This is a genomic window from Paraburkholderia sp. GAS32 (assembly GCF_050434225.1).
Lineage (GTDB): Bacteria > Pseudomonadota > Gammaproteobacteria > Burkholderiales > Burkholderiaceae > Paraburkholderia > Paraburkholderia madseniana.
Genome location: NZ_JBNPVS010000020.1, coordinates 47,758 through 71,375, shown reverse-complemented (window position 1 = coordinate 71,375; position 23,618 = coordinate 47,758). Strand labels below are relative to the sequence as shown.

The 23,618-nt window shown below is 59.7% G+C and carries 21 protein-coding genes and 1 pseudogene; 11 read left to right on the top strand and 11 right to left on the bottom strand.

Annotation, left to right across the window (positions count from 1 at the left end; genetic code table 11):
• Nucleotides 1–264 precede the first annotated feature (264 nt).
• From P3T25_RS23470 to P3T25_RS23455, 4 genes are all read left to right on the top strand, one after another.
• Nucleotides 265–990, top strand: coding sequence for a nitroreductase (locus tag P3T25_RS23470; RefSeq protein ID WP_154567369.1), 726 nt, complete (start codon nucleotides 265–267; stop codon nucleotides 988–990).
• Nucleotides 991–1,078: 88 nt separating this feature from the next.
• Entirely contained in the window at nucleotides 1,079–1,843 is a 765-nt protein-coding gene (locus P3T25_RS23465) for an SDR family NAD(P)-dependent oxidoreductase (protein ID WP_171927826.1), read from the top strand.
• A gap of 29 nt (nucleotides 1,844–1,872) precedes the next feature.
• On the top strand, nucleotides 1,873–3,060 hold the full coding sequence (locus tag P3T25_RS23460) for an acetyl-CoA C-acyltransferase (RefSeq protein WP_171927825.1): 1,188 nt from the start codon (nucleotides 1,873–1,875) through the stop codon (nucleotides 3,058–3,060).
• Nucleotides 3,061–3,096: 36 nt separating this feature from the next.
• Nucleotides 3,097–4,035, top strand: a complete 939-nt coding sequence (locus P3T25_RS23455; protein ID WP_171927824.1) for a LysR family transcriptional regulator — start codon at nucleotides 3,097–3,099, stop codon at nucleotides 4,033–4,035.
• A 17-nt stretch (nucleotides 4,036–4,052) separates the two neighbouring features.
• On the opposite strand, the gene P3T25_RS23450 is transcribed toward P3T25_RS23455, so the two are convergent.
• Complete coding sequence (locus P3T25_RS23450) at nucleotides 4,053–4,835, bottom strand: alpha/beta hydrolase (RefSeq protein WP_171927823.1); 783 nt, start codon at nucleotides 4,833–4,835, stop codon at nucleotides 4,053–4,055.
• Between the two features lie 440 nt (nucleotides 4,836–5,275).
• Here P3T25_RS23450 and P3T25_RS23445 point away from each other — a divergent pair, with 440 nt between their 5' ends.
• Nucleotides 5,276–6,442: a porin gene (locus P3T25_RS23445; RefSeq protein ID WP_171927822.1), complete on the top strand. Its 1,167-nt coding sequence runs from the start codon at nucleotides 5,276–5,278 to the stop codon at nucleotides 6,440–6,442.
• Between the two features lie 88 nt (nucleotides 6,443–6,530).
• On the opposite strand, the gene P3T25_RS23440 is transcribed toward P3T25_RS23445, so the two are convergent.
• Complete coding sequence (locus tag P3T25_RS23440) at nucleotides 6,531–7,082, bottom strand: DinB family protein (protein WP_171927821.1); 552 nt, start codon at nucleotides 7,080–7,082, stop codon at nucleotides 6,531–6,533.
• 15 nt (nucleotides 7,083–7,097) lie between these two features.
• Entirely contained in the window at nucleotides 7,098–7,880 is a 783-nt protein-coding gene (locus P3T25_RS23435) for a GntR family transcriptional regulator (protein ID WP_429359051.1), read from the bottom strand.
• A gap of 112 nt (nucleotides 7,881–7,992) precedes the next feature.
• Here P3T25_RS23435 and P3T25_RS23430 point away from each other — a divergent pair, with 112 nt between their 5' ends.
• The 4 genes and pseudogenes from P3T25_RS23430 to P3T25_RS23415 form a co-directional block, all read left to right on the top strand.
• Nucleotides 7,993–8,724 (top strand): enoyl-CoA hydratase/isomerase family protein, encoded by a 732-nt coding sequence (locus tag P3T25_RS23430; RefSeq protein ID WP_171927820.1) that lies wholly within the window; start codon nucleotides 7,993–7,995, stop codon nucleotides 8,722–8,724.
• 147 nt (nucleotides 8,725–8,871) lie between these two features.
• Complete coding sequence (locus tag P3T25_RS23425; RefSeq protein WP_154567361.1) at nucleotides 8,872–10,272, top strand: MFS transporter; 1,401 nt, start codon at nucleotides 8,872–8,874, stop codon at nucleotides 10,270–10,272.
• Between the two features lie 20 nt (nucleotides 10,273–10,292).
• A complete protein-coding gene (locus tag P3T25_RS23420; protein WP_154567360.1) occupies nucleotides 10,293–11,804 on the top strand; it encodes an aldehyde dehydrogenase in 1,512 nt (503 codons plus the stop codon).
• Between the two features lie 531 nt (nucleotides 11,805–12,335).
• Nucleotides 12,336–12,416, top strand: a pseudogene (locus P3T25_RS23415) (hypothetical protein); the annotation flags it as partial.
• A gap of 59 nt (nucleotides 12,417–12,475) precedes the next feature.
• On the opposite strand, the gene P3T25_RS23410 reads toward P3T25_RS23415, so the two are convergent.
• The 8 genes from P3T25_RS23410 to P3T25_RS23375 form a co-directional block, all read right to left on the bottom strand.
• Entirely contained in the window at nucleotides 12,476–12,940 is a 465-nt protein-coding gene (locus P3T25_RS23410; RefSeq protein WP_429359050.1) for a cupin domain-containing protein, read from the bottom strand.
• Nucleotides 12,941–13,503: 563 nt separating this feature from the next.
• Nucleotides 13,504–14,946: an aldehyde dehydrogenase family protein gene (locus tag P3T25_RS23405; RefSeq protein WP_154562575.1), complete on the bottom strand. Its 1,443-nt coding sequence runs from the start codon at nucleotides 14,944–14,946 to the stop codon at nucleotides 13,504–13,506.
• A gap of 33 nt (nucleotides 14,947–14,979) precedes the next feature.
• Complete coding sequence (locus P3T25_RS23400; protein WP_154562577.1) at nucleotides 14,980–16,164, bottom strand: fumarylacetoacetate hydrolase family protein; 1,185 nt, start codon at nucleotides 16,162–16,164, stop codon at nucleotides 14,980–14,982.
• A 68-nt stretch (nucleotides 16,165–16,232) separates the two neighbouring features.
• Nucleotides 16,233–17,465, bottom strand: coding sequence for a porin (locus tag P3T25_RS23395; protein WP_154562579.1), 1,233 nt, complete (start codon nucleotides 17,463–17,465; stop codon nucleotides 16,233–16,235).
• A gap of 331 nt (nucleotides 17,466–17,796) precedes the next feature.
• Complete coding sequence (locus tag P3T25_RS23390; RefSeq protein ID WP_171927818.1) at nucleotides 17,797–18,813, bottom strand: Gfo/Idh/MocA family protein; 1,017 nt, start codon at nucleotides 18,811–18,813, stop codon at nucleotides 17,797–17,799.
• A gap of 21 nt (nucleotides 18,814–18,834) precedes the next feature.
• Nucleotides 18,835–19,758, bottom strand: coding sequence for a shikimate dehydrogenase family protein (locus P3T25_RS23385; RefSeq protein ID WP_266239565.1), 924 nt, complete (start codon nucleotides 19,756–19,758; stop codon nucleotides 18,835–18,837).
• Nucleotides 19,759–19,908: 150 nt separating this feature from the next.
• On the bottom strand, nucleotides 19,909–20,361 hold the full coding sequence (locus P3T25_RS23380; RefSeq protein ID WP_171927817.1) for a cupin domain-containing protein: 453 nt from the start codon (nucleotides 20,359–20,361) through the stop codon (nucleotides 19,909–19,911).
• A gap of 120 nt (nucleotides 20,362–20,481) precedes the next feature.
• Entirely contained in the window at nucleotides 20,482–21,915 is a 1,434-nt protein-coding gene (locus tag P3T25_RS23375) for an MFS transporter (RefSeq protein ID WP_154562586.1), read from the bottom strand.
• Between the two features lie 86 nt (nucleotides 21,916–22,001).
• On the opposite strand from P3T25_RS23375, the gene P3T25_RS23370 reads away from it, so the two are divergent.
• Both P3T25_RS23370 and P3T25_RS23365 read left to right on the top strand, forming a co-directional pair.
• The gene (locus P3T25_RS23370) at nucleotides 22,002–22,808 is read left to right on the top strand and encodes an IclR family transcriptional regulator (protein ID WP_171927816.1); all 807 of its coding nucleotides are present in this window, start codon (nucleotides 22,002–22,004) and stop codon (nucleotides 22,806–22,808) included.
• 1 nt (nucleotide 22,809) lies between these two features.
• On the top strand, nucleotides 22,810–23,613 hold the full coding sequence (locus P3T25_RS23365; RefSeq protein WP_154562590.1) for a 2-keto-4-pentenoate hydratase: 804 nt from the start codon (nucleotides 22,810–22,812) through the stop codon (nucleotides 23,611–23,613).
• Nucleotides 23,614–23,618: the final 5 nt, after the last annotated feature.

The window sequence follows — 23,618 nt, the reverse complement described above, 5'->3', positions numbered from 1 at the left end:
GCATTGGTGGTGCGTAGGTGCAACCTCTGAATCGGATCGCTCAAACCTTGCGATGTCGCATCAAATCTAACCGTTGCGCCGGAATGGAACTGTCTCGAACAGGACACTCCTTGGGTTCGTAGGGGACGACGGGTTGCTGGATGCCAATTGTCATGTTCGAGACAACACGCCCTGTTCCCCCTGGCTAATCTTGCTCGCAAGGCAATGCTGCCGTGAAGGGAAGTTGCTTGAGTTTGCTGACGTTGAAGACAGATGGAGTGACAGATGAAGAGAAGTGAGACACCACCGGCGATGGACGCCGATGCGCTGCGCAAGGCCATCGAATGGGCGATCCTGTCGCGTCGCAGCGTCAGGGCGTTTCTGCCCACGTCGGTTCCTCGGGAGACGGTGGAATCGATATTGGACGTAGCGCGCTTCGCTGCCACGGGAGTCAACATTCAGCCCTGGCGCGTACACGTCGTCACGGGGCACGCCAAAGACCGTATCTGTGCCGCGATCCAACGGGTTAATGACGACTCGGCACTAGACGAGACATGCACGGACGAGTGGGACTATTACCCGCGCGAGTGGATATCTCCATACCTTGAAAGAAAACGGACTGTGGGTTGGAAGCTATATGGGTTGCTTGGAATCGAAAAGGGCGACAAGGAACGGATGCTGGCCCAGCACAGCCGCAACTATCAATTCTTTGACGCGCCCGTCGGCCTGTTTTTCACAATCGACCGCGTCATGCAGCAGGGTAGCCTGCTCGACTACGGCATGTTCCTGCAGAACATCATGATCGCTGCCCGTGCTCATGGCTTGAGCACATGCCCTCAAGCAGCATTTATGAAGTACCACAAGGTCATTGCCGATCAACTTCGATTGGAGACAGGTGAGAGGTTTGTTGTCGGCATGAGTCTCGGATTTGCGGATGCCTCGCGCATCGAGAACACCCTCGTCACGGAAAGAGCGGAGGTCGGCTCGTTTACAACGTTTTATTCGGATTAGCAGCGTGCATCGGGAGCGAATCCAGACACCAGTCAGCGACCCACGTAACGAATGCATCAGCGCAGCGTCACATGAAAGGAAAACAGACATGCAGATAAGAGACAACGTATTTGTAGTGACCGGTGCCGGTTCCGGGTTGGGGGCGGCCACGGCGAAGATGATCGTCGAGCGGGGCGGCAAGGTGGTCCTGGCGGACCTTAACCCCGAATCTGGTGAGGCCATCGCCGCACAGCTAGGGCCGAATGCCCGATTCGTTGCCACCGACGTCGCCAGCGAACACAGCGCCCGGGCAGCTTTTGCGGCGGCCATGGAAATGGGACACCTCAGGGGACTCATCAATTGCGCAGGCGTTGCTCCCGCCGAAAGGGTCATCGGCCGTGAAGGAACCCACAAGCTGGAAGCGTTCGCCCGGACGATCAATATCAACCTGGTTGGTACTTTCAACATGACCCGCAATGCGGCGGAGATGATGAGCGCCTGTCCGCCAGTGCCCTCCGGCGAACGTGGCGTCATCATCTGCACAGCCTCCGTGGCCGCGTTTGAAGGACAGGTGGGGCAGGCAGCCTACGCCGCTTCCAAAGGCGGCGTTGTGGCGATGACCTTGCCACTCGCGCGGGAACTCTCGCGCTGCGGCATCCGGGTTATGACAGTGGCTCCAGGCATCATGGAAACGCCGATGCTGCTTGGCATGCCCGCTGAAGTACAGGAGGCGCTGGGCAAAACGGTGCCGTTCCCAGCCCGGATGGGTAAGCCAGCCGAATACGCCGCTCTGGTGGAGCACATCCTCTTGAATGAATACCTGAACGGCGAGGTCGTCCGCCTCGACGGCGCCATTCGTATGGCCGCCAAATAAACCGCATCCATCTTTTCAGTGAACGAATCATGTCCAAAGATCCCGTCGTTATCGTCTCAGCCGCCCGCACCCCTATTGGCAGCTTCCAGGGGAATCTCTCCGATCGCACGGCGCCGCAGCTCGGTGCCGTTGCCGTACAGGCCGCTATCCAGCGAGCCGGCATTAGCGCCGAGCAGGTCCAGGAACTCATCCTGGGTTGTGTGCTGCCTGCGGGACTCGGCCAGGCCCCTGCGCGCCAGGCGGCCATCGGCGCCGGGCTACCCCTCTCGGTGGTCTGCTCCACTGTTAACAAAGTGTGCGGTTCCGGCATGAAAGCCGCCATGCTAGCCCATGATCTCCTGATGGCGAGCAGCAACGAGGTCATTGTTGCGGGAGGCATGGAGTCCATGACAAACGCTCCTTACTTCATCCCGAAGGCACGAGGGGGCTTCCGCCTTGGTCACGGACAGATTCTCGACCATATGTCCTTCGACGGTCTGGAAGATGCCTATTTCGACCGTGGCCGTCAAATGGGCACCTTCGCTGAAGAGTGCGCCGAGTCTTACGGATTCTCCCGGGAGGATCAGGATGCCTACGCAATAAAGTCAACCACACGAGCCCAAGCCGCTATTCGGTCCGGTGCGTTCGCGTGGGAGGTCATCCCAGTGATGACCTCCAGCAAAAAAGGTGAAGTTCTGGTACAGCACGATGAGCAGCCGGGCAAAACCAAACTGGACAGGATCACCAGCCTGAAACCCGCTTTCAAGACCGATGGCACAGTAACTGCGGCTAACTCCAGTTCGATTTCCGATGGTGCCGCCGCGCTGGTGCTGATGCGCCTCTCAAGTGCCGAGAGACTTGGGATCAAGCCTCTGGCCGCTATCGCCGGGCACGCCACCCACGCTCAGGAGCCGAGACTGTTTACCACCGCTCCCGCGGGCGCGATTAAGAAACTACTGTCCAGGATTGGATGGGGGACGTCCAGCGTAGATTTGTGGGAAATCAACGAGGCATTCGCGGTCGCCGTGATGGCTGCCATGCAGGACATGACGCTCGATCACGACAAGGTCAACATACACGGCGGCGCCTGTGCCATCGGTCACCCTATCGGCGCGTCCGGAGCACGCATTCTGGTCACCTTGCTTGCGGCCCTCAGATCGACGGGCGGAAAGCGCGGAATTGCAAGCCTCTGCATCGGCGGTGGCGAAGCCACCGCCATGGCCATCGAGATAATTTAACGTAAGCGCCGGTTGGACTCGTATCGGGAGCTCTGCATGGACATACTTCAAGACATGCGCGTCTTTGTGCGCGTCGTCGAAGCCGGGAGCTTCACCGCGGCGGCGAACAGCATGGACGCCACTCCTGGCCAGACCTCACGCGCCGTTTCGGATCTGGAAGCACACCTTCGAACCCGACTGCTCAACAGGACCACACGACGCATCGCGATGACTGAAGCTGGTGAGCGATATTACGATCATTGCATGCAGATTCTGGCACTGATCGAACAGGCTGAGGCGGAGGCTGGTGACGCACATGCGCGTCCGTGTGGGAAACTGAGGGTTCGCACTCCGGTCGGGTTTGGACAGCACTACCTCATCAAGGCGATCGGTGCATATCAACAGCTATATCCTGAAGTGAAAGTCCGGCTGACGCTCGCCAATGGCACGCCGGATTTCATCGAAGACGGCTGCGACGTTGCAATTGTCGGGGCACTGGCATTATCGGATTCAGAGCTCATTTCACAGAAAATCGGTAGTGCATTCAGCATTGTTTGCGCATCACGTACTTACATCGAGACCCATGGTGTCCCGCACAAGCCAGACGATCTCGAAGCGCATTCGTGCATCCACCTGAACACACCCGAATCTCCAATGAACGTGTGGTCCTTCAAGGGGCCAAACGGAGAGGAGTCCATTCGACTCCGGCCAGCCTTGCTGGAAGTCAATACACCAGAGGCTCTTGTCACTGGAGTACGGGAAGGACTAGGAATCGGCCTGATTCCGATTTATTCGGCGATCAGCGGATTGCACAACGGCGAACTTGCGTGGGTTCTACCCGAATACAGTTCGCAGGAGATGGGACTTTACGCGATGTATCTATCGCGACAATACGTGGACGCAAAGATTCGCAGCTGGGTGGACTATCTGAGGGATACCATGCCGGCGAAGCTGGCGGCTGATCAGGAAGCCGCTAGCAGATTCATTCACCGTTGATTGATGCAAGCGCCACTCTACTTCTGCTCTCCGGTCGCTTCGAGGATCAGATTTGCCACTTCAGTCGGATGCGACAGCAGCGACACGTGGCTCGACTTAAGCTCGATCGTATGCGCGTGCATCCGGTTCGCCATGAAGCGCTCCAGATCGGTGTTGATGGTCCGGTCTTCAGTCGATACCGCATACCAGGTCGGCTTGTCGTGCCACGCGGCGACGGTCGTCTTCGCCATCGTGATCGCCTTGCCAATGGGCTGCTGAACCGCATAATACTTCTCTGCGTCAGCCCTCGGCAGATCGCCGGCAAAGTCTTTCAAAAATGCCTGCTCGGATAGCTGGCCGTAGCCGTCGGCCGACCACTGAAGCCCCGCCGATGCGGGCGCGGCTGGAAATTTCTTCGTCAGTGCCGGATAGTCCTCGCCGGCATCCGGCGCACGCGCGGCAATGTACACGAGACCGGCCACTTTCGGATCATCGCCAGCCTGGCTGATCACCATCCCGCCGTACGAGTGCGCGACTAGCAGCGTCGGGCCATCCTGTTGCGCAAGTGCGCGCTTAACCGCGTCCACGTCCGCGTCGAGCGAGGTCGTCGGATTCTGCACCGCCGTCACGTGCAGGCCTTTTGCCTGCAGTAGCGGAATCACTTTCCCCCAGCTCGAACCATCTGCAAACAACCCGTGAACCAGCACGACGTTCTTGATCGGTGCGGACGGAGCTGCGGTGCTGTCCTGTGCGAATGACGTCGTTGCGCTCAGCAGCGTGGCGCAGGCGAAACCGGCGAGGACAAACGAATTCAACTTCATGAGACTTCTCCGAGATATGTGAAGGATGAGATTCGCGAATTTCGCTCAGCCGCAATGACGAGTCGAAAGACGAACCATACCCAGCCAATCATCCGGTCGATGCTTACGACTGCAAGCGGGCGCTGGATTCTGGTGTACGAAGGTGCAAACACAGTCCCGGTGCAAACATTCCGTTCACTGCAAAGTTTTTTTTTGAGTCAACGTCTGCAAGCAGCCATTGCATCTGGACAAGCACGAACGGCTGATGCGGGTCGAGCCGGGAAGCTGACGTCCTGATTGAACCGTCACGGACTCGCTTTCTGAAGAATCTGCGGAATAAATTGAGCCGGCGCTCGTTTCGTCCATTGCCTTTGATTTTTCTTTCTTCCGCTTCGGCAATGTCGGACCTGCTTGCGCTCTCCACGCGCTGCGGGCGACGCCGGCATCCTGCGAGTTTGCCAATGAAAAAAATCCTGGTGACATGTGCTCTTGTTGTGTCTGTCCCTGCCGCGCATGCGCAAAGCAGCATTACGTTGTACGGCATCATTGATGAGGGCTTCGAAGCAATCAGCAATGTGCCTGTTGCCGGCAGCAAAAGCGGCGGCAGACTGTTTCGACTCGATGCCAACAATGGTCTGAATGGGTCCCGTTGGGGACTCAAAGGATCCGAAGATCTCGGCGGCGGCCTCAAGGCGGTCTTCACGCTCGAGAACGGCTTCGAACTCAACACCGGAAATCTCGCGCAAGGAGGTGATGAATTTGGCCGACAGGCCTTTGTCGGTTTGTCGAGCGACCGGTATGGCACTGTGACGCTCGGGCGGCAATACGATCCCATCATCGACTACGTCGGAATATACGAGTTCGGTGATTCAAATCTTGGCTCGGATCACGCGGCACATCCCGGCGACCTCGACAATTTCAACTTCACACGTCGCCAGAACAATTCAGTCAAGTACCAGAGCCCCGACTACGGCGGTTTGAGATTCGAAAGTCTCTATAGCTTCGGCGGTGTGCCAGGCTCGCTTGCAACCAATCAGGCCTACTCTTTCGGAGCCCATTTTGCGAGAGGCCCGCTTGGTATGTCCGTGGCATATTCACACGTCAACAATCCGGCGGCGTCCTTGTTAGGGAGCAACCCAACCGATACCGCGACGTCGAACGGGCTGACCGCGAGCCCGATCTACAGCGGCTATGCGTCGGCAAGAACGTACCAGGTCGTAGCGGCCGGCGGTTCATATGCGTTCGGACACGTGGTCGTGGGCGCGACCTATTCGAACATTCGCTACTCGAACATTGCCACGCTTAGTGAAAGCAGTGCGGATTTCAACGACGCGGAAGTCAGCCTGCAGTACCTGATTGCCCCGGATTGGTCGGTTGGAGCGGCCTACAACTTCCTGAAAGGGAACGCTGTGACTCAAACCATTGGGGGCGCCAAATACAATCAGCTCTCCGCCGGTGTGAATCACAAGCTGTCCAAGCGCACCGATGTCTATATTTCAGGTGCATGGCAGACGGCGAGCGGAGACGACTCGACCGGCCACGCGGCGGTCGCGAACATTGCCGATTTGTCGCCTTCTTCGAATCGTCATCAAGCGGTCGCTCGTATCGGAATCCGGCATCAGTTCTAGTCGCGCTCCGTCAACCCAAGCACACCCTCTCCTGCGCACGCTCGCTTTTACAAGCGTTCATCCGGTCGATTTCCCATCCCACCTCGTGCTATGCGTTCACCTGATCGTGCGACGCGTGCGAAGGGGGCGGAAAACTGGCCTCCGGGTGGGTTGTAAGAAAAACAGGCAGGTCGGTAGCGGGCGGCCTGGCGGGAACGTCGAAGAACATTTCGCAAACCCAGCCGCGATGATACGAAGCGTGGTTCACGAGATGCATGAACATCGCGCCGCGCGACATAGCCGAACGCTCGCCGGATATGAACGCGAACGACAACGTCTCAGCCAGCGACGCGTCAGTCTGTTCATCCGCCCAGCGTTCGAACCACGTGTTCATGTCCTGTTGCGCGCCACGCAGGTCGTGTAGATCGGCATGCACGACCACGTTGCGTGTCGTGAAGCCGTGCTCCTTGCGTTCGAGGTGCGCCTTCCAGATCAGATCGACCACGTAAATGTGATTCAGCGTGCCGATCATCGACTTGAACAAGGTCTGCCGCGTTTTGACGGCTTCACCGGGCGGCAATGCTTCGATGCAATCGAACAGCACGTTGTCCGCCCAGGTTTTATAGCGGGAAAGAATGCGGGTGGTTTGCGTATTGAGCATGACTCGTTTCCTTGACTATTCGCTCGCGTCGTTCAGCACGTCCAGCGCAGCACGACACGCGCCGGCCAGTTGTTCACGCATCAAATCCTGCACGTTCGACGAGCGGTTCACAATGGCATCGCGAATTTTGACCGCTTGACTGAACGACGCCTGCATACGGCCGCCGCGCGCCATCGCTATGCGCCGCAGGCGGCGCACAGGTCCGATCAATCCAGCGTGACTGTCCTGCAGCGTGCGGTTGTCGGCGATCGTCATCACGATTGTGTAGAAGCGGTCTAGCGCTTCTACGTAACCCACCGGATCGCCAGCATCGACGCTCACCTGCATCGCCTCGATCACGTCGTCAAGTTGCGCGATGCCGAGTGTCGTGATGCGCTCCAACACAAGCTGTACGGCAAGACATTCAAGCGCGGCGCGGACCGTGTAAATCTCCTCGACATCGCGCAGCGTCACGGCGCGCACGTACGCGCCGACACGCGGCAGCACCGTCACCAGTCCCTCGCGTTCGAGTTGCGCGAACGCCTCGCGCATCGGCGTGCGGCTTACATTCAACTGCTTCGCGACCTGAACTTCTGAAAGGCGGCTGCCCGGCGCAAGCACGCCCTCGACGATCGCCTCGCGCAACGCGGGTACCACCACGCCTTCGCTCAATGAGTCGCTAGATGCATCGACCGTGCGCATGCGCGAGTGATATTTGCTCGCGATCTTGTCAAGCGAATGTGTGCCTGCATGCGCACCTTTCGCGTGCTTCGGTGCGGCGGCTTCGGCAGTTTTCATTGCAGTTTTACTGGAAGGCATTGACACCTCATGGTTCTGTGAATACGCTGTATACAGATTATACACCCGCAATTACTTGCACGGCACTGGAGTAAGCGCTGAAGCGTCAACGCCGGTCGACACAGGAGAAGTTATGGATCGCAGTCCATTCCCGCAGCCAGTTTTGATCGAGCGAACGGGCAACGTGCTGAGTTTTACGCTGAATCGCCCGGACGCGGGCAACGAGGTTTCCAGCCTGATGTTCGAGGCAATGACGGCGGCGTTACGCAGCGAGGCCGCAGAGCCGAGCGCGCGTGTGCTGCGCATCCGCGGGAGCGGCAACATGTTTTGTACCGGACGCGAGCGCGCCGGCCGCGACGCAGTGTCGATCCGTTCGGAAGTCGCGCGGCTGATCGAACTGAAGCGCCTCGTGCGCGGTACGTCGATGATTTCGATAGCGGAAGTGCATGGCGATGCGCATGGCTTCGGCTTCGGACTCGCGATTCTGTGTGACTTCACGCTAGTGTCGTCACGCGCGACGCTCGCGTTTCCCGAGATGCGCAAAGGCTTGCCGCCCGCCGCGATCATGGCCTATCTGGGCCGCTACGCTTTGCCGAAGACGCTGTTTCCAATGGTGCTGTTCGGCGACACGTTGACGCCCGCCGCCGCGCTGCAGGCGGGGCTGATCACGCAGGTCTGCGAGGCTGCTGCGCTGCGCGGCGACGCCGACGCCCTCACCGATCGCATCCTCGCGCTCGACGATGCAGGCGTGCGCCAGTGCAAGGCGTTCTTTCAGTCGGCGGAGGAAAGCCCGATCGAACAGAACTTCCGCAGCGCGACCGACATGCTGACCGTCACGAGCCTGCGACTGATGCAGGGCCGCTGAGCGCAAGCTCACCCATCGAAGTCCGCACATGGCGCGCGCGAACTTATCCTGGGAAGGCTCGCGTTTCTTCAGCACGCCGGCAGCAAGCATCTTGCATGGGACCGGAGTCAGTGCCAAAGCGCCAACTCTGGTCAACAGGAGACAGACATGAACGTCAACGCAGGGCCACGGCTCGACCGTTTGCCGATGTCGGGATTTCATCGGCGCATCATGTGGTTGATTGGCATCGGCATGTTCTTCGACGGCTTCGACATCTATGTCGCGTCGACCGTGCTCGGTGCAACGCTCAAAACCGGCTTCTCGACACTCGGCCAGAATGCGCTATTCGTGTCGCTAACGTTTCTAGGCATGATGCTCGGTTCGCTCGGCACCGGTTTTCTCGGCGACCGTTTCGGCCGCCGTTTCACGTATCAGGCAAATCTTGCGGTGTTCGGACTCGCGTCGCTCGGTGCGGCGCTCGCGCCGAACATGAGCGTGCTGATCGCGTGCCGCTTCGTGATGGGCCTCGGACTCGGCGCGGAAAATGTCGTCGGCTATTCGACACTGACCGAATTCGTGCCGCCGCAAAAGCGCGGTAAGCTGCAAGGATTGATGGCCGTGTTCGTCGTGTCCGGGTTGCCGGTCGCCGGGCTGATCGGATTGCTGCTGATTCCAGCATTCGGCTGGCGCGCAATGTTTGTGCTGGGCGGCTTCGGCGCGCTGGGTGTCTGGTATGCGCGCAAGTCGCTGCCCGAGTCGCCGCGTTGGCTCGACTCGGTTGGTCGCCATGAGGAAGCCGGCGCGATCCTGAATCGCATCGAAAGCGAAGTCACCGAAGCGCGCGGCGGCGAGCCGCTGCCGCCGCCTTTTGTCGCGAAGACGTCGGGGCAAGCGGCAACGTTGCTGTCGTTCGGATCGCTTTTCAGCGGCACGATGCTGCAACGGATGATCGTGGGCTGCGTGACGCTCGTTGTGATCAATACGTTGCTGTACGGCTTCGTCACCTGGCTGCCGACCTTTTTCGTGCATCAGGGCTTCAGCATCGCGAGGTCGTTCGGCTTCGCGCTCGTCATGTCGCTCGGCGCGCCAATCGGCTCAGCAATCGGCGCATTGACGGCGGACTCGTGGGGCCGCAAGCCGACCATCATCGGTGCGTCGCTCGCGGCAATCGTGTTCGGCGCGATCTATCCGTTCGTCTCGGATCCGCTGCTGCTGCCCCTTGTCGGCCTGTTGCTGACTATTCCGATCTACGTGCTTGTCGCGCTGCTGTTCGCGATTTACGTACCCGAACTCTTCCCGACCGAAGTCCGGCTGCGCGCCTCGGGCATCTGCAACACGCTGGGTCGCGGCGCGACAATCGTCACGCCGTTTATCGTCGTCGCGCTGTATGCGCAGCACGGCATCGTCGGTGTGCTGACGCTAATGATCGGCCTGCTCGTCATTCAGATCGTCGTGGTTGCGTGGCTCGGCGTCGAGCCGACCGGCCAGCGCCTCGAAGACCTGCAGCCCGCCGACCTACAGGCAAGCGATGCGATGCGCACTGACGCGCATGCATCGCCTCTCAAGTGAACCACCTGGAATTGATCTCTATGGACACAGTGAACCAGACACATCTCGATGCACAGCTTTTCATCGACGGCGCATGGACAGACGCCGACACCGGCCGTAGGCTCGACATCGTCAACCCGGCGACGGGTGAAGTAATCGGCGCGCTCGCGGCCGCGTCTCAACAGGATGTGGACCGCGCGGTGCGCGCGGGCCATCGCGCGTTCGAAAGCGGCGCGTGGCGCGACATGCCGATCCAGCAACGCGCGCGCGTGCTAAACCGTTTCGCCGATCTGTTCGAAGCGGATCTAGAACAGTTTTACAAACTCGAAACGCTGAACAACGGCCGGCCGATCTCGGAGACGCGCGCGCAGATTTCGCGTCTGCCGCAGTTCTACCGCTATTTCGCGGCGCTTGCGCTGACGCGCCGCAGCGACGTGATTCCGATCGAAGGGCCGTACCTCTGCTACACGCAGCGCGTGCCGCTCGGCGTCGTCGCGTTGATGACGTCGTTCAATCATCCGCTGATGATTCTGTCGAAGAGTCTTGCGCCCGCGCTCGCCACGGGCAATAGCGTCGTCATCAAGGCGTCCGAGCAGACGCCGCTGACCACTGTGCGCCTTGTGCGTCTGCTGGATGAAGCAGGCGTACCGAAGGGTGTCGTGAACGTCGTGAACGGCGAAGGACGCGAGGCAGGCGCGGCGCTCGCGCAGCATCCGCTGATCCGCAAGGTCGTATTCACGGGCGGCACGGAAGTCGGCCGCTCGATTGGCGAAGCGGCGGCACGCACCTTCGCGTTGACGACGCTCGAACTCGGCGGCAAGGGCGCGGTGATGCTATTCGACGATTTCGACATGGAGCGCGCGGTCAACGGCGCGGCGTTCGCGGCCTTCATTGGCGCGGGGCAGACCTGCGTGTGCGGCGCGCGGATTCTGGTGCAGAAGTCGATCTATGTGGCGTTTCTCGAACGTTTCCGCGCGAAGACGATGGGTATTCGCGTAGGCGATCCTGCCGATGTGAAGACCCAACTCGGCCCGGTGATTTCGGACCGCTCGCGCCAGCGCGTTCTCGCGATGCTGGAGCGCGCGAAGGCGGCGGGTGCAAAGGTGCTGACGGGCGGCGGCGTGCCGTCCAACCTGAAGCAGGGCTTTTTCATCGAGCCGACCGTGCTGTATGACGTCGATCCGCGTTCGGAAATCGGTCAGGATGAAGTGTTCGGGCCAATCACCGTCGTGATGCCCTTCGACGACGAGGCGGACGCGATCCGTATCGCCAACGACACGCAGTTCGGCCTCGCCGCTTCCGTGTGGACGCAGGACGTCGCGCGCGCGCATCGCGTCGCAAGCAAACTCGAATTCGGCATGGTCTGGGTCAACGATCACCACCGGCTCGACCCGGCGTCGCCGTGGGGCGGTTTCAAGAACAGCGGCGTGGGGCGCGAGACGGGTGTCGAATCGTTCGATCAGTTCAGCGAACCGCGTGCGGTGACGATCAATATAAGCGGCAAAACCATCGACTGGTATGCGGACGATGGTGAACTGAAACGTCTTAATTGATTCTTCTGAAGCGACGTTGCAGCCCTTCAAACGGTTCCATAGACGTGTGTAAAATCGACTGCAACGTCGCTTTGAGAGCAGTCCAATGCTAAGGGTTAAGGGTACGTGATGTCCGCGAAGGCACGCTGCCAGAAGATTGCACGCGGGGGCTCCCGCAAGATGCAATTGCGTGGCCAGTGCGGAATGGTCCGCCTTGGACCCGAAGAAGTCAAAGCGGTGCAGAACGGAGCAATCTCGGTGAGAGACGCCATCGGGGCCTGAGGTGTTGCACCGGCAAAAAGCATTTTGACCGTGTCAACATCTGGAGGCCAGCATTGCTGGCGCCGTACGCTGCTTCGAAGTACGGCTCTGATCAGACTGTCCATGGGTATTACTATCGCTTCCAACATGCCCGTCGAACGACCGCTATCTAGCCAGTCGGGAGACCGCTCCGGGTCGGGTCCCGCCTCACGCTTTTCTCGTAAGCGGCCGTTCTCTGAGCGTAGCAACGTCAAGGCATGATCGTGCGAATGACAGGTTGCCGCGTATCGACAGCTTGGCCTCGCCGAGGCGTGCGCGGGCCGGCGGCAACGCGCGCTCGATTATTTCGAGCGTGTCCGTGAACACAATCCTGACGATCGCGCGAGTGTTTGTCTTGCGTCGATCAGGGAGCGCCGGATATCGACGGCACGTCAGGGAACCATCTGCATGTCGCCTGGAGCTTGCGGCGGCAGCTTGATAGAAATGACCTTGAATTCGCCGCTGGTCGGCTCGGACCCCGCATGCACGGTTCCCTTCGGGATATTGATCAAGTCGCCGGCGTGGATCTGACGCTGTTCGTTACCTAGCCAGAAAGTGCCGCTTCCCGAAATCACATACTGGATTTCGTCAGAACCTCTATGCGTATGCCTGGGTACGTTACCGGTCTGCACTGCGACGGTCCCGCTCGGCGTGACGACCAGACCCTTCGAACGCAAGGTGCCCATGTTCGGAATCTGTGGACCAAGATCGGCATCGGTTAAGGCTGCCAGGTCAACGATCTGCGCCGTTAGCGGTACGTCTGACGCCTGGGCCCACGCCAGTGTGCCCAGATGAGATGCAAACATGCCGGCAACGAAGGTGGCAGGCAATGCCGCGAGATAGATGTATCGACGCATGTTCTTATCCTTTCAGATTGAACGGACCAACGGTGTGCAGTGTTGAGGAGTGGCTTGTCCTTATTCGATTGTCGCACCATCGAGAAGGCAGCTCAAAACCAGGGCAACACCTGAGCACCCTCCCGAACAGGACATGCGAAGGAGATCCCCGGGGTGAGGGGGAAATCAGCCGGCGAATATTAACGTGCAGCATATCGCGAGCAGGAGGCTTCGCTGCCTCGAAGTCGGGCGCCTCCCGTGCGCCGGCATATATAAAACCTGTGGGGCGGTAGCCGGCCATTAACAGCCTTTCGCAGTCGCGCAAAGATTGTCATTCGAGCGGCTGCTACAAACCGATCAGCGGACCTTCGAACGTGGCCATCCTCTCGGTGATCTGCGGCCGTCGAACGTTTCCTCGATACAGCTGACTGTATAAGCATTCAACCGCCATGTGATCGGCTGCCGTGTAACCGGCTGCCGGGTAGCCGGTTACCGTTCACGCCGCCCGTGCGGTCGTGTCGAGCTTAGCGAGCACTCGTGCATGTCATAGGGATCGGCGATTTATCGCGGTTTTTATCGCTTGGTCAAACGTTCCCGGGAGCGATGTAAGCGGTTTTCACGATTGTATAGAACTCGCGCGCATAGGTGCCTTGTTCACGGGGACCCAGGCTCGAACCTTTGCGCCCGCCGAATGGAACGTGGTAATCGACGCCCGCTGTCGGCGTATTGATCATTACCATACCGGCCTGTACGTGACGCTTGAAATGGCTCGCATGAGCCAGCGACATGGTGCAGATGCCAGCGGAAAGGCCGAATGGCGTGTCGTTGGCTACGGCAAGCGCTTCCTCGTAATCCGCGACCTTGATGACGGAAGCGACAGGACCGAACACTTCCTCCCTGTTGATCGTCATCGCCGAGGTCGTGTTGGTCACGAGAGCGGGCGCCAGGAAAAATCCTTCGGTCGCCGAGGGAACACGGTCGCCGCCAAACACCGAACCACCTTCGGCACGTGCGAGTTCGATATAACGCTCGTCCTGTTCTAGCTGTTTGGCGTCGACAACGGGACCGATCTGCGTCGACGCATCCAGCGCGTTACCAATCTTGAGACTGCGCATGCGCGCCTGCATGGCCTCGACAAAACGGTCGTGGATGCCGCTCGTCACGATCAGGCGGCTAGATGCGGTACAACGCTGGCCGGTGGAGTAGAAAGCGCCGTTGATGCAGGCCTCGACCGCGACGTCCAGATCGGCATCGTCGAGCACGACCATCGGGTTCTTGCCACCCATCTCGAGCTGGAATTTCTTACCGGTGGCGACGCATTTCGCGGCGATCGCCTGGCCGGTCCCAACCGAGCCCGTGAAGCTGATGGCATCCACGTCAGCTGATTTGACGAGTGTTTCGCCGACGATCGAACCCGTGCCCATGACGAGATTGATTACGCCCGCCGGTGCACCGCCTTCGGCGATGATCTTGACGAGTTCCCATACGCTCCCCGGCACGAGTTCCGCCGGCTTGATGACCACGCAGTTTCCATACGCGAGCGCAGGCGCGATCTTCCAGGCGGGAATAGCGATCGGGAAGTTCCACGGCGTGATCAGACCGATGACGCCTAGCGGTTCGCGTGTGACTTCGACCGTCAGTCCCGGGCGGACGGACGGCAAAATCTCGCCGCCGACCCGCAATGCCTCGCCCGCGAAGAATTTGAAAATCTGTCCGGCGCGTCCCACTTCGCCGACTGCTTCGGCGAGCGTTTTCCCTTCCTCGCGTGCCAGCAGCTTACCGAGTTCGTTTTTGCGCGCAAGGATGGTGCTGCCGACCTGGTCGAGCAAGTCAAAGCGCTGTTGTGGGGTACTGAGCGACCACGTGCGAAAGGCTGAGCGTGCAGACGCGATTGCTTTCTGTGTCTGATCTGCGCTGGCCCGTGCGAAATGGCCGATCACGTCGCTCGTGTCCGAAGGGTTCACATTAGGAGCGAAGTCGTTGCCATCGACCCATTCGCCGCCAATGAAGTTCTTGAATTGCGTCATCGTAAATCCGTCAGTGAGTAAATATCTGCTTGATCAACCGAGGTTCAGCAGCGAGCGCTCGGCGAGATTGGCGTACAGCGCACGCACGCCGAATGTCCACGGAGCGATTTGGGTCGACAGCCACACGGTGTTGACGAGCGCGCCAAGCGGAGGGGCGCTGATCGTCACGCGGTCGCCGAGGTGATGCGTAAAGCCGCCACCCGGCGCATCGCGATCTTTGATCGGAGAGAACATCGTGCCGAGGAACAACATGAAGCCGTCGGGATACTGATGGTGCTTGCCCCAGGTCTGACTCACCAGGTCAAGAGGGTCACGGCTGATCTCCCGCATATGGCTGATGCCTTCAAGCACGAAGCCGTCGTCGGTACCTTCCACGCGCAACGAAACACTCGTTTCTCGAATCGTGTCCAGTGTGAACCGTCCGTCGAACAGGCGAATGAACGGGCCGATCGCGCATGAGCCGTTGTTATCCTTACATTTGCCCAGCAGCAGGGCGGAGCGGCCTTCGATGTCGCGCAGATTGACGTCGTTACCCAGTGTGGCGCCCACCGCCTCGCCCCTGCTGTTGACTGCGAGGACGATCTCCGGCTCTGGGTTGTTCCACTTCGAAGCAGGCAACAAGCCGATATCGGCACCGAGTCCGACTGAAGACATAGGCTGCGACTTCGAAAATACCTCTGCATCGGGACCGATTCCGACTTCCATGTACTGCGACCATGCACCGCGTCGCTGCAGCTCTTCCTTAAGCTTGGCGGCAGCTTCTGAGCCGGGCTTGATTTTCGACAGATCGGTGCCGATCAGACGCGTGATCGCAGCGCGCACTTCCTCAGCCTTCGCAGCTTCGCCGCCTGCCTGCTCTTCAATGACGCGCTCAAGAAGGCTAATGGCGAACGTTACGCCACAGGCTTTGATGGCTTGCAGATCGCAGGGAGCCAGGAGGTAGGGTTGATCGTCTTTCCGTTGTGCGGCGACGGTGGCTTCGATCAGATTGCCGACATGACCCAGAGATTCGCCGGAAGCCTGCCGGACGAGTTCTACGAGATCCTGGCGATCGAAAAGATCGGACACTGTTGGTGCGATGCGGGAGATATCGAATACTTCCCCGCCGCGAACCGCAACGACGCACGGTCCCGCGCCGTTTTTCGTTTGACGCCACACGCGGCCAACGAGCAGGGCACCGTCGAGATCGTGAGGCAGATAGCTGGAATATGAGGTCATGAACGGATCCAATGTGCATTGAAAGTGGTGGCAACGGTAGCCGCAATAAGGATAAAACTCTGGTGACGCTAGAAGCGGTGGACGATACCCACGCCTGCTGCGAACATGCTGCGCGACGACGACGGAGTCGACTGGAAGCCGTCGCCGATCGATGCCGTTGCGGCGATCGAGCGGTTGGTCGGGCCACCCGGGAACGTCGGCGTGGCGAGCGTACGGCCGTTCGCACGCTGGAACGCTTGAAGTGCGTAGAACCCGGTACGTTTGGACAACGCGTAGTACTGGGACAGGTTGAACTGGTGGTACGACGCTGCGTCGTCGATTCCGTTCGCCTTGCTCGCCCACGTGTAGCTGTAGCCTGCAGCGAAGTCCCATGCCGTCGTGGGCTTCCAGTGCAGCACGGTGCCGGCGGTGTTGAAAACCTGCTCGTCAGTGAACTTCGACAGCACGCCCGGGATGTACTGAACGTTCGTGTACGTCGCCGAGATATCCCACGCGCTGTTGAACACGTAGCCGACGCCGACCGCGAAGCGATTCTGCGCCTGCGCGCCCTGATAGCCGTTCGTCACCGCCGACACACCCGACTGGCCAGCCGTATTCATCGTCGAATCCGTACCGTAGACGCCGCCGCCGACGGTCGAGTTGTTGATGCGCGAGAACGCAACCGTACCGCCGATCGGGCCTTGCTGATACTGGATCGCCGCCGACCACGTCGAACCGCGATACACGCTGTCCGGCACGCCTGCGAGCGAGTACGAGCCGCTGACCGTCACGCCGTAGAGCTTCGGAGAGGTATATACGATCGAGTTGTTCGCGCGGTAGATCGTGTCCAATGCGTCCAGATCGCCCGGGTGCGCGCCGAAGTAGCCGGTCAGCCAGTTCGTGGGGCTGTACGGCGCCATCAGTGTGTAGTAAGACGTGTACTGACGACCCAATGTCAGCGTACCGAAGGTCTGATTCGTCAGACCGACCCAGGCTTGACGGCCGAACATCGCGTTCGCGTATTGCTGCGCGCCGCTGTTGATGTTGAAGCCCGACTCCAACTGGAAGATGGCCTTGGTGCCGCCGCCCACATCTTCTGCGCCCTTCAGGCCGAAGCGGCTTCCCGCCCAGATGCCCGATGCCATCTTGACGTTCGAGCGACCACCGCTCGTCGAACCGAGCGACGTCTGGCTGCTCTGATAAACGATCGAATCATCGACGATACCGTAGAGCGTCACGCTGCTTTGAGCGAACGCCGGCGCAACTGCCGCGAGTGCCGTTGCTGCGGCAACGGCGGCCTTGTTCAAGTAGAAACCCTTCATTAAATTCTCCTCTATGTCCACGTGAATTGCTTTTGCCCTATCGGATCGGTACGAGCGCCTTGAGTACGCTCATATCGACCCTTGGTGTCGTCGGATTACTTGCAACTACATTCTTCGGCTCGTGCGTCATATCAAGTACGGACAACTAACGTAGTTGTATGGCGCGCCGCTTCCAGATGAAACTAGAACAACTAGACCTGCGGGAAATTCCTCGTTAATGCGCTAGATCCATCAGGTTGCGAGCAGCTACCCATGCTGCGGCGATTGACACCGATCCTTAGGCGCATGCAGGTCGGCTGTCTCGCGTTTTTCCTACGCTACAGATTTCTGACTAGGAAACGGGATCCAGTTTAATAGACACTCCGCCCTGTTTGGCCGAGGCGTAGGCCGCGTCCATGACTTGCATCATCAGCTCCGCATCCCGCAACGATGCGATCGGCTTTGCGCCAGTCCGACTTTCGGCGAGCACACGCTTGACAAACAAGGGGTAATAGACGTCGGTCTCAAGCTGGAGGCGGCGGCTTCGCGTGCCGGCAGAAAGATTATTTCTGTCGCGGATCTCGATCCGGTCCGGACCAGACTTCGCGTACATGCGGTTCGAAGCAAGAGTGAAAGAAAATTCGCGCTGCTCGTCGGGTGTACTGGGGAAGCTATATCCCGTTTCCACCAGGCCGATCACGCCGTCTTCGGTTTGCATTGTCAGCAGCGAATAGTCCTCAACGGCCGTTTGATGCGTTCTTGAGTTCATCGTGGCAGAGACTCGGACGATCTCCTTGCCAGTGAGCAATCTGAACAGGTCGATGAAGTGAGTCGCCACATTGATTGTCGATCCGCCTCCGGAATACACAGGATCGAGCGCCCAGCCGGCACCGGCCGCTTCGTATCGACTGGGCGGTCCCACAATGAAACGGAACGACATGTAGTTGAAGTCCGACGGTATGCGCCCCTCCGCATCTTCGAGCGAGCTGAGCAACTCGCTCATCCGGAAGATCAATGGCACTGCGCAATAAAGATTGGCTTCCTCGGTCAGTTTGCGAAGTCGGGTGATCTGCGACATGTTGACGCCGCACGGTTTCTCCAGCGCAAAGGGAATGTTACGCGCGATCACGGCCTCAGCGAGCGCCGGCATCTCAGAATGCCGCCCGAACACGAATGCGAAATCGACTTCCTCACGTTCGAGCAGTTCATAGGCCGACGAGTACAGCTTGCTTCCGAATCGTGCGGCAATTGCCTCGCCCTTGACATCCTCCGCATCTGACACGGCAACCACTTCAATCCCGGGCGCTTCCAGCGCATCGAGATAGAGTGGCACATGCCAATGACTGACTTCCAGTAAAGCAACTCTCATGCGTATTCTCCTTTGAAATTTTTACTCATCGCGGGCCGTGTCCGGTGCTGATCGTCCATCGGGGCGGTAATCGAATCCCAGAAACTTAAGTGCATAGACAGCCTGCCCCTGATGCATCGGGCCCCCGTCCTGGGTACGGCACCCGCGCGCGTGCGCGGCGCGGCGAAGCGGCGTTGGCTCGGACGCATTGATGATGTCGACGACGATGGCGCCAGGCGCGAGCCGCTCAGGATCAACTGGCATGGCATCGTTCGCTTTCATGCCAAGCGGCGTGGCATTGATAACGATGTCGAAGCCTTGCGGATCGGGTGGCCCCGAACGTACGTCGCAGCCGGTTTCAGCAGCAACAGATGCCGCAAGGTCGCCAGCCCGATGCCCGTCGACATCGGATACGGTTAGCTTGCTAGCGCCTGCGGACGCAACCGCAAATGCGATGGCGCTCCCCGCACCTCCGGCGCCTAAGAGAAGCACGGACTTATTCACCGGGTGGTTGCCTTCCCACTGCATCCCAAGAACGCAACCGACGCCATCAAATATCGCGCCGACCCAACGTCCATCTGCTTCACAACGGATGACGTTGAGCGCGCCGACCTGACGGGCAGTTGGATCTAGTTCATCGACAAATTCCAGCATCCGTTGCTTATGAGGCATGGTGACGAGCAGGCCGGAGAGATTGCCCATCGCTCGTGCACCGCTGACGAACTCGGACAGGTTTTCCGCCTTCACCCAGAACGGAACGCAAGCCGCGTCCACGCGCTGTTCAGCAAAAAGCTGGTTCAACAATTGTGGCGACTTAGCTGCCGTCAGTGGATCGCCCACTAATCCATAAAGTCGCGATTTACCTGTGATATGTGGATCCATGGCTGTTTGGTGTTCGATGTTGGCTGAAGGCGCAGTCTTGCGTGACTGCTCGGAAATGTGGCGTACCAAGCGCGTGTCGGACACATACAATCTCCGACCGAGCCCCTTTGATGACGAAGACCGCATCTCTTTGACGCAACGCGCTCAATTCGACTTTGGGCCGTCTGCGGCTGTCGGATGCGCCGAGAACTGGCGATCTCATGACACTCGAGAAGGCCCCAAGGGTATAAACAGTCACTTCCAAGGCGCCGGCGGTACGTCCAGATCCCAAGTCCCGTAGACAGCGGGCTCGTTAATCTCGATGACCTCGAGGTCGTCGGAGCGCCCTATCACGTTGTGCGGCACGCCGGCAGGCTGCGACAGGCCGTCACCAGCGTTAAGCGTCACGTCGCCCTCCACTCCGGCGAAACGGAACGTCACGGATCCGCGCAGCACATACAGGTAGTGCCCAGTCATGTCGTGCCAGTGCCAGCCAGTGGGATCGGTGAACGGCTTCAGCGCACGAATGTGTTTCGCTCCGATGCGACCGTCGGTCACCGCGGCGAGTCCGAGGTCGCGATACTCAGAGTCCGCGCGCAGGCCCTCTTGGTTCCAGGGCGACTCGGCCGCGCTGATGCGCGCAAACGCGCTTAGAGATTGCGCGAGCTCGCGCGGGCCGTCGTAACGGGGTGTGTCTTCGTTGTGCATGTGCGTTCCCTTTGTGCGGTGTCAATCGATTTGCAAGCGCCGCAGTCGCATCGTTTATGTTCGGCTCATGCCAAGTTGCACCAACACAGTGGTCGCAACGAGTAGGGCCGGCCAGAACGGCTACGAGCGAATCTGATTTGCGAGATCCTGGGCATCGGCAGTTTTGATTCCTCCGGCCATCGCTTCGCCGCGCAAGCGCTCGTACTCGACTTTGGGTACCGGGACCGCATCGCGGTCGCCGAGATCGTTGAGGCGGATCCGATACGTCTCCCGCGTAGTGAAAGCAGCGAACGCGGCGACAAGACAAATGCCGAACGTCAGCAAACCGATCTTCAGCGGAATATTGGTGGAGCCGGGGGGCGCGACAGCTACGAAGAGTGTTGGCGTCAGTGCAGCAAGCGTCGTCCCAACGTTTTGTCCGATGGCCATTCCCGTCACGCGCACCCGCGTGCGGAATAATTCTGGGAAAAGGCTCGGGAAGACACCGTTGAAGCCTTGGTAGGCAACGCCCCACATCAGCATCGAAAGAATCAGCGAGAGCCAGAGGTTATGGATGCTGATGGCGTAGAGGTATGCGAACGAGAGCAGCCCGGCGCTGAGGACGCCTGCGAGAACGGGCGGCCTGCGGCCAATTCTGTCAGAGAGATTGCCGACGAAGGGAATCAGTATGACCGAGCAGATGTTGCCAAGAACCGGAATCAAAAGAAAGACGCCGGCAGAAAAGCCGATACCGTAGGCCGGCTGGACCGCATACGCGGCGCCGAAAACCGTAGCGAGAAGCGCGATGACGGCGGTGAGCGCCATGCAGATTACGCGCAAGACATCGTCCCAACTCTGCCGGAGGACTTCGACGACCGGTGAGGCAGGAACTTCGCCATGGGCCTGCTCCTCGGAGAAAGCCGGAGTTTCCTCGACCTGGCGGCGAATGACGTAGCCGACGATGATAACGACAAAACTGAGGAGGAACGGAATTCGCCATCCCCAGGAAGCGAACTGGTCCTTCGGCATGTAATGCGCGAGGGGCAGGAAGACCGCTGCCGCTAGGAGCTGCCCAGCTTGCACCCCTTGGAGCGTGAAGCTCGCAAAGTAGCCACGCCGGCCGAACGGTGCATGCTCAAGAATCATGGAACTGGCGCCGGAGACCTCTCCCGCGACGGCGAACCCCTGAATGAGCCGGAGGGTGACAAGCATCACCGGAGCCCAGATGCCGGCCTGCTGATACGTGGGCAAGAGTCCCACGCCCATCGTCGAAATGCCCATTAAAAACATGCAGAAAATCAGCACCGTCTTCCGGCCGTGTCGGTCGCCGACGTGGCCAAGCACCATCGCGCCTATTGGTCGGGCGACATAGCCGACGCCGAAAGTCGCCAGTGATGCGATGATGGCAACCGTCGGGTTGCCAGAGGGAAAGAAGAGCTGCGGAAAGAGTAATGACGCTGCGGTCGCGTAAATAAAGAAGTCGTAGTACTCGAGCGCTGAGCCGATCCAGCCGCTGGCCGCGGCTATCTTCGACTGGCGCTGACGATGGGCCTCAGCTTGGGTGCTTCCGTTCATGACTTGTCTCCGTCGTGGATTGACTTTTCGGCGCCGTTCCGTTATTGTTGTAACACCGTTCCAGTAAGAACAATGTTACCCATATTATGAGAGTTGTCAAGGGAGCAGTTGACCGTTCGCTTCAGGCGATCGAGTTGCTCGCACGTGAAGCGCGCTGGATGCGTATGTCCGATATCGCCGCTGAACTCGAGCTGGAGAAAGGCCCCGCCCATCGCGTGCTTGCGCAGCTGTGCGAGCAGGGCTGGGCTGAACAAGATGAACAGACCTCCCAGTACCGCTTGACCTTGAAGCTTTCTTTGCTTGGTCAGCGGTTCCTGCACGGGCTCGGGTTGCCGGGCCTGGTGCAGCCGATTCTCGACGAACTCGCAGCGCAATGTCACGAGCTAGTTCGGCTGACGGTCGTCAATGAAGGGACACTCGCGTGGTTCGCTGCGTCTCAAGGCGCGGCGCCCGGTCTCATGTATTCGCCGTCCATGCATAGTCCCATCGCATTGCATGCCACATCGGTCGGAAAGGTGTGGTTGGCGACAATGTCAAACGACGAAGCAATCGGGCTCGCACTGCGCGGGGGGCTCGGCCAGCCCAACGGCGCAGGGACATCGAAGGCGATTAATAGCGTCGACCGATTGATACCGGAGCTCGAACTGACGAGGCAACGTGGCTATGGTCTGGTCGTCGAGGAAGCCGAGCCAGGTGTCGTCGCGATGGCCGTGACCGTGCGCTCGCTGATTGACGGGGCGGTAGTCGGGACGATGAGCATTGCTGGGCCGGTCTTACGCATACCGCCGGAGCGTTACGACGCCTTTTACGCGCTACTGCGCGAAGCATCCGCGAAGTTGGGAGCTGTCTGGCCGCGACAGAGCGTCGATCGGCACGTCAACGAGGCGGCCTGAGATGCCGGACGCAGTTCATGCTTCTCAGCGAGTCGCCCTTTGGCATGAGAAGGCAGCAAGCATTCTCGTCGCAGCGCGCCGTCAAGGCACGCAAGTGGAGCGCCTCCCCGTTGAACTGCGGCCTTCAACGGTTGACGAGGGCTTCGCGATCCAGCGAAAGGTGAGTGATGCCCTTGAGAGTAGAACCGGCGCATGGAAATGCGCGCTTCCGCAGCCGGGCAAGGTCATCGCTGCGCCGATCTACGACGCCGATATTCATCGAGGCGATGTATGTCGCATGAGTGGGTCTCCGCGTGTCTCTGTAAGGGCGGAGCCGGAACTGGCCTGCCTGCTGAACCGCGACCTGCCGCCGCGGCGCGAAACCTACAGCGAAGCTGAAGCGCTCGACGCTCTCGGGCACACGCACCTCGCGCTCGAATTGCTAGGCAGTCGTTATTCGCATCCCGAAACGCTGTCGTTCCCTGAACTACTGGCAGACGGCCTGTTCAATGCCGGCCTTGTCATCGGCCCCCGCGTTAAATCTCGGGAGGGCGCGACGCTGGCCGATCTCCCCGTCGAATTCGACGTCAGTCTGGCCAGCGTCGGCGAAGAACCAGTCATGTGTGCGGGACGCCACCCTGACCGGGGTGCGCTCCAGCCGATTGTGTGGCTCGTCAATTTCCTTCGCGTCCGCGGCCTCGGGCTGCATGCCGGCCAAGCTGTGATCACCGGGTCCTACGCGGGCGTTCTGGAGTTGCCAGTTGGTCGCGAGTTGCATATCGGCTTCGGCGACCTCGGCACATTGCCGATTACTTTTCTGTCTTGATAGGA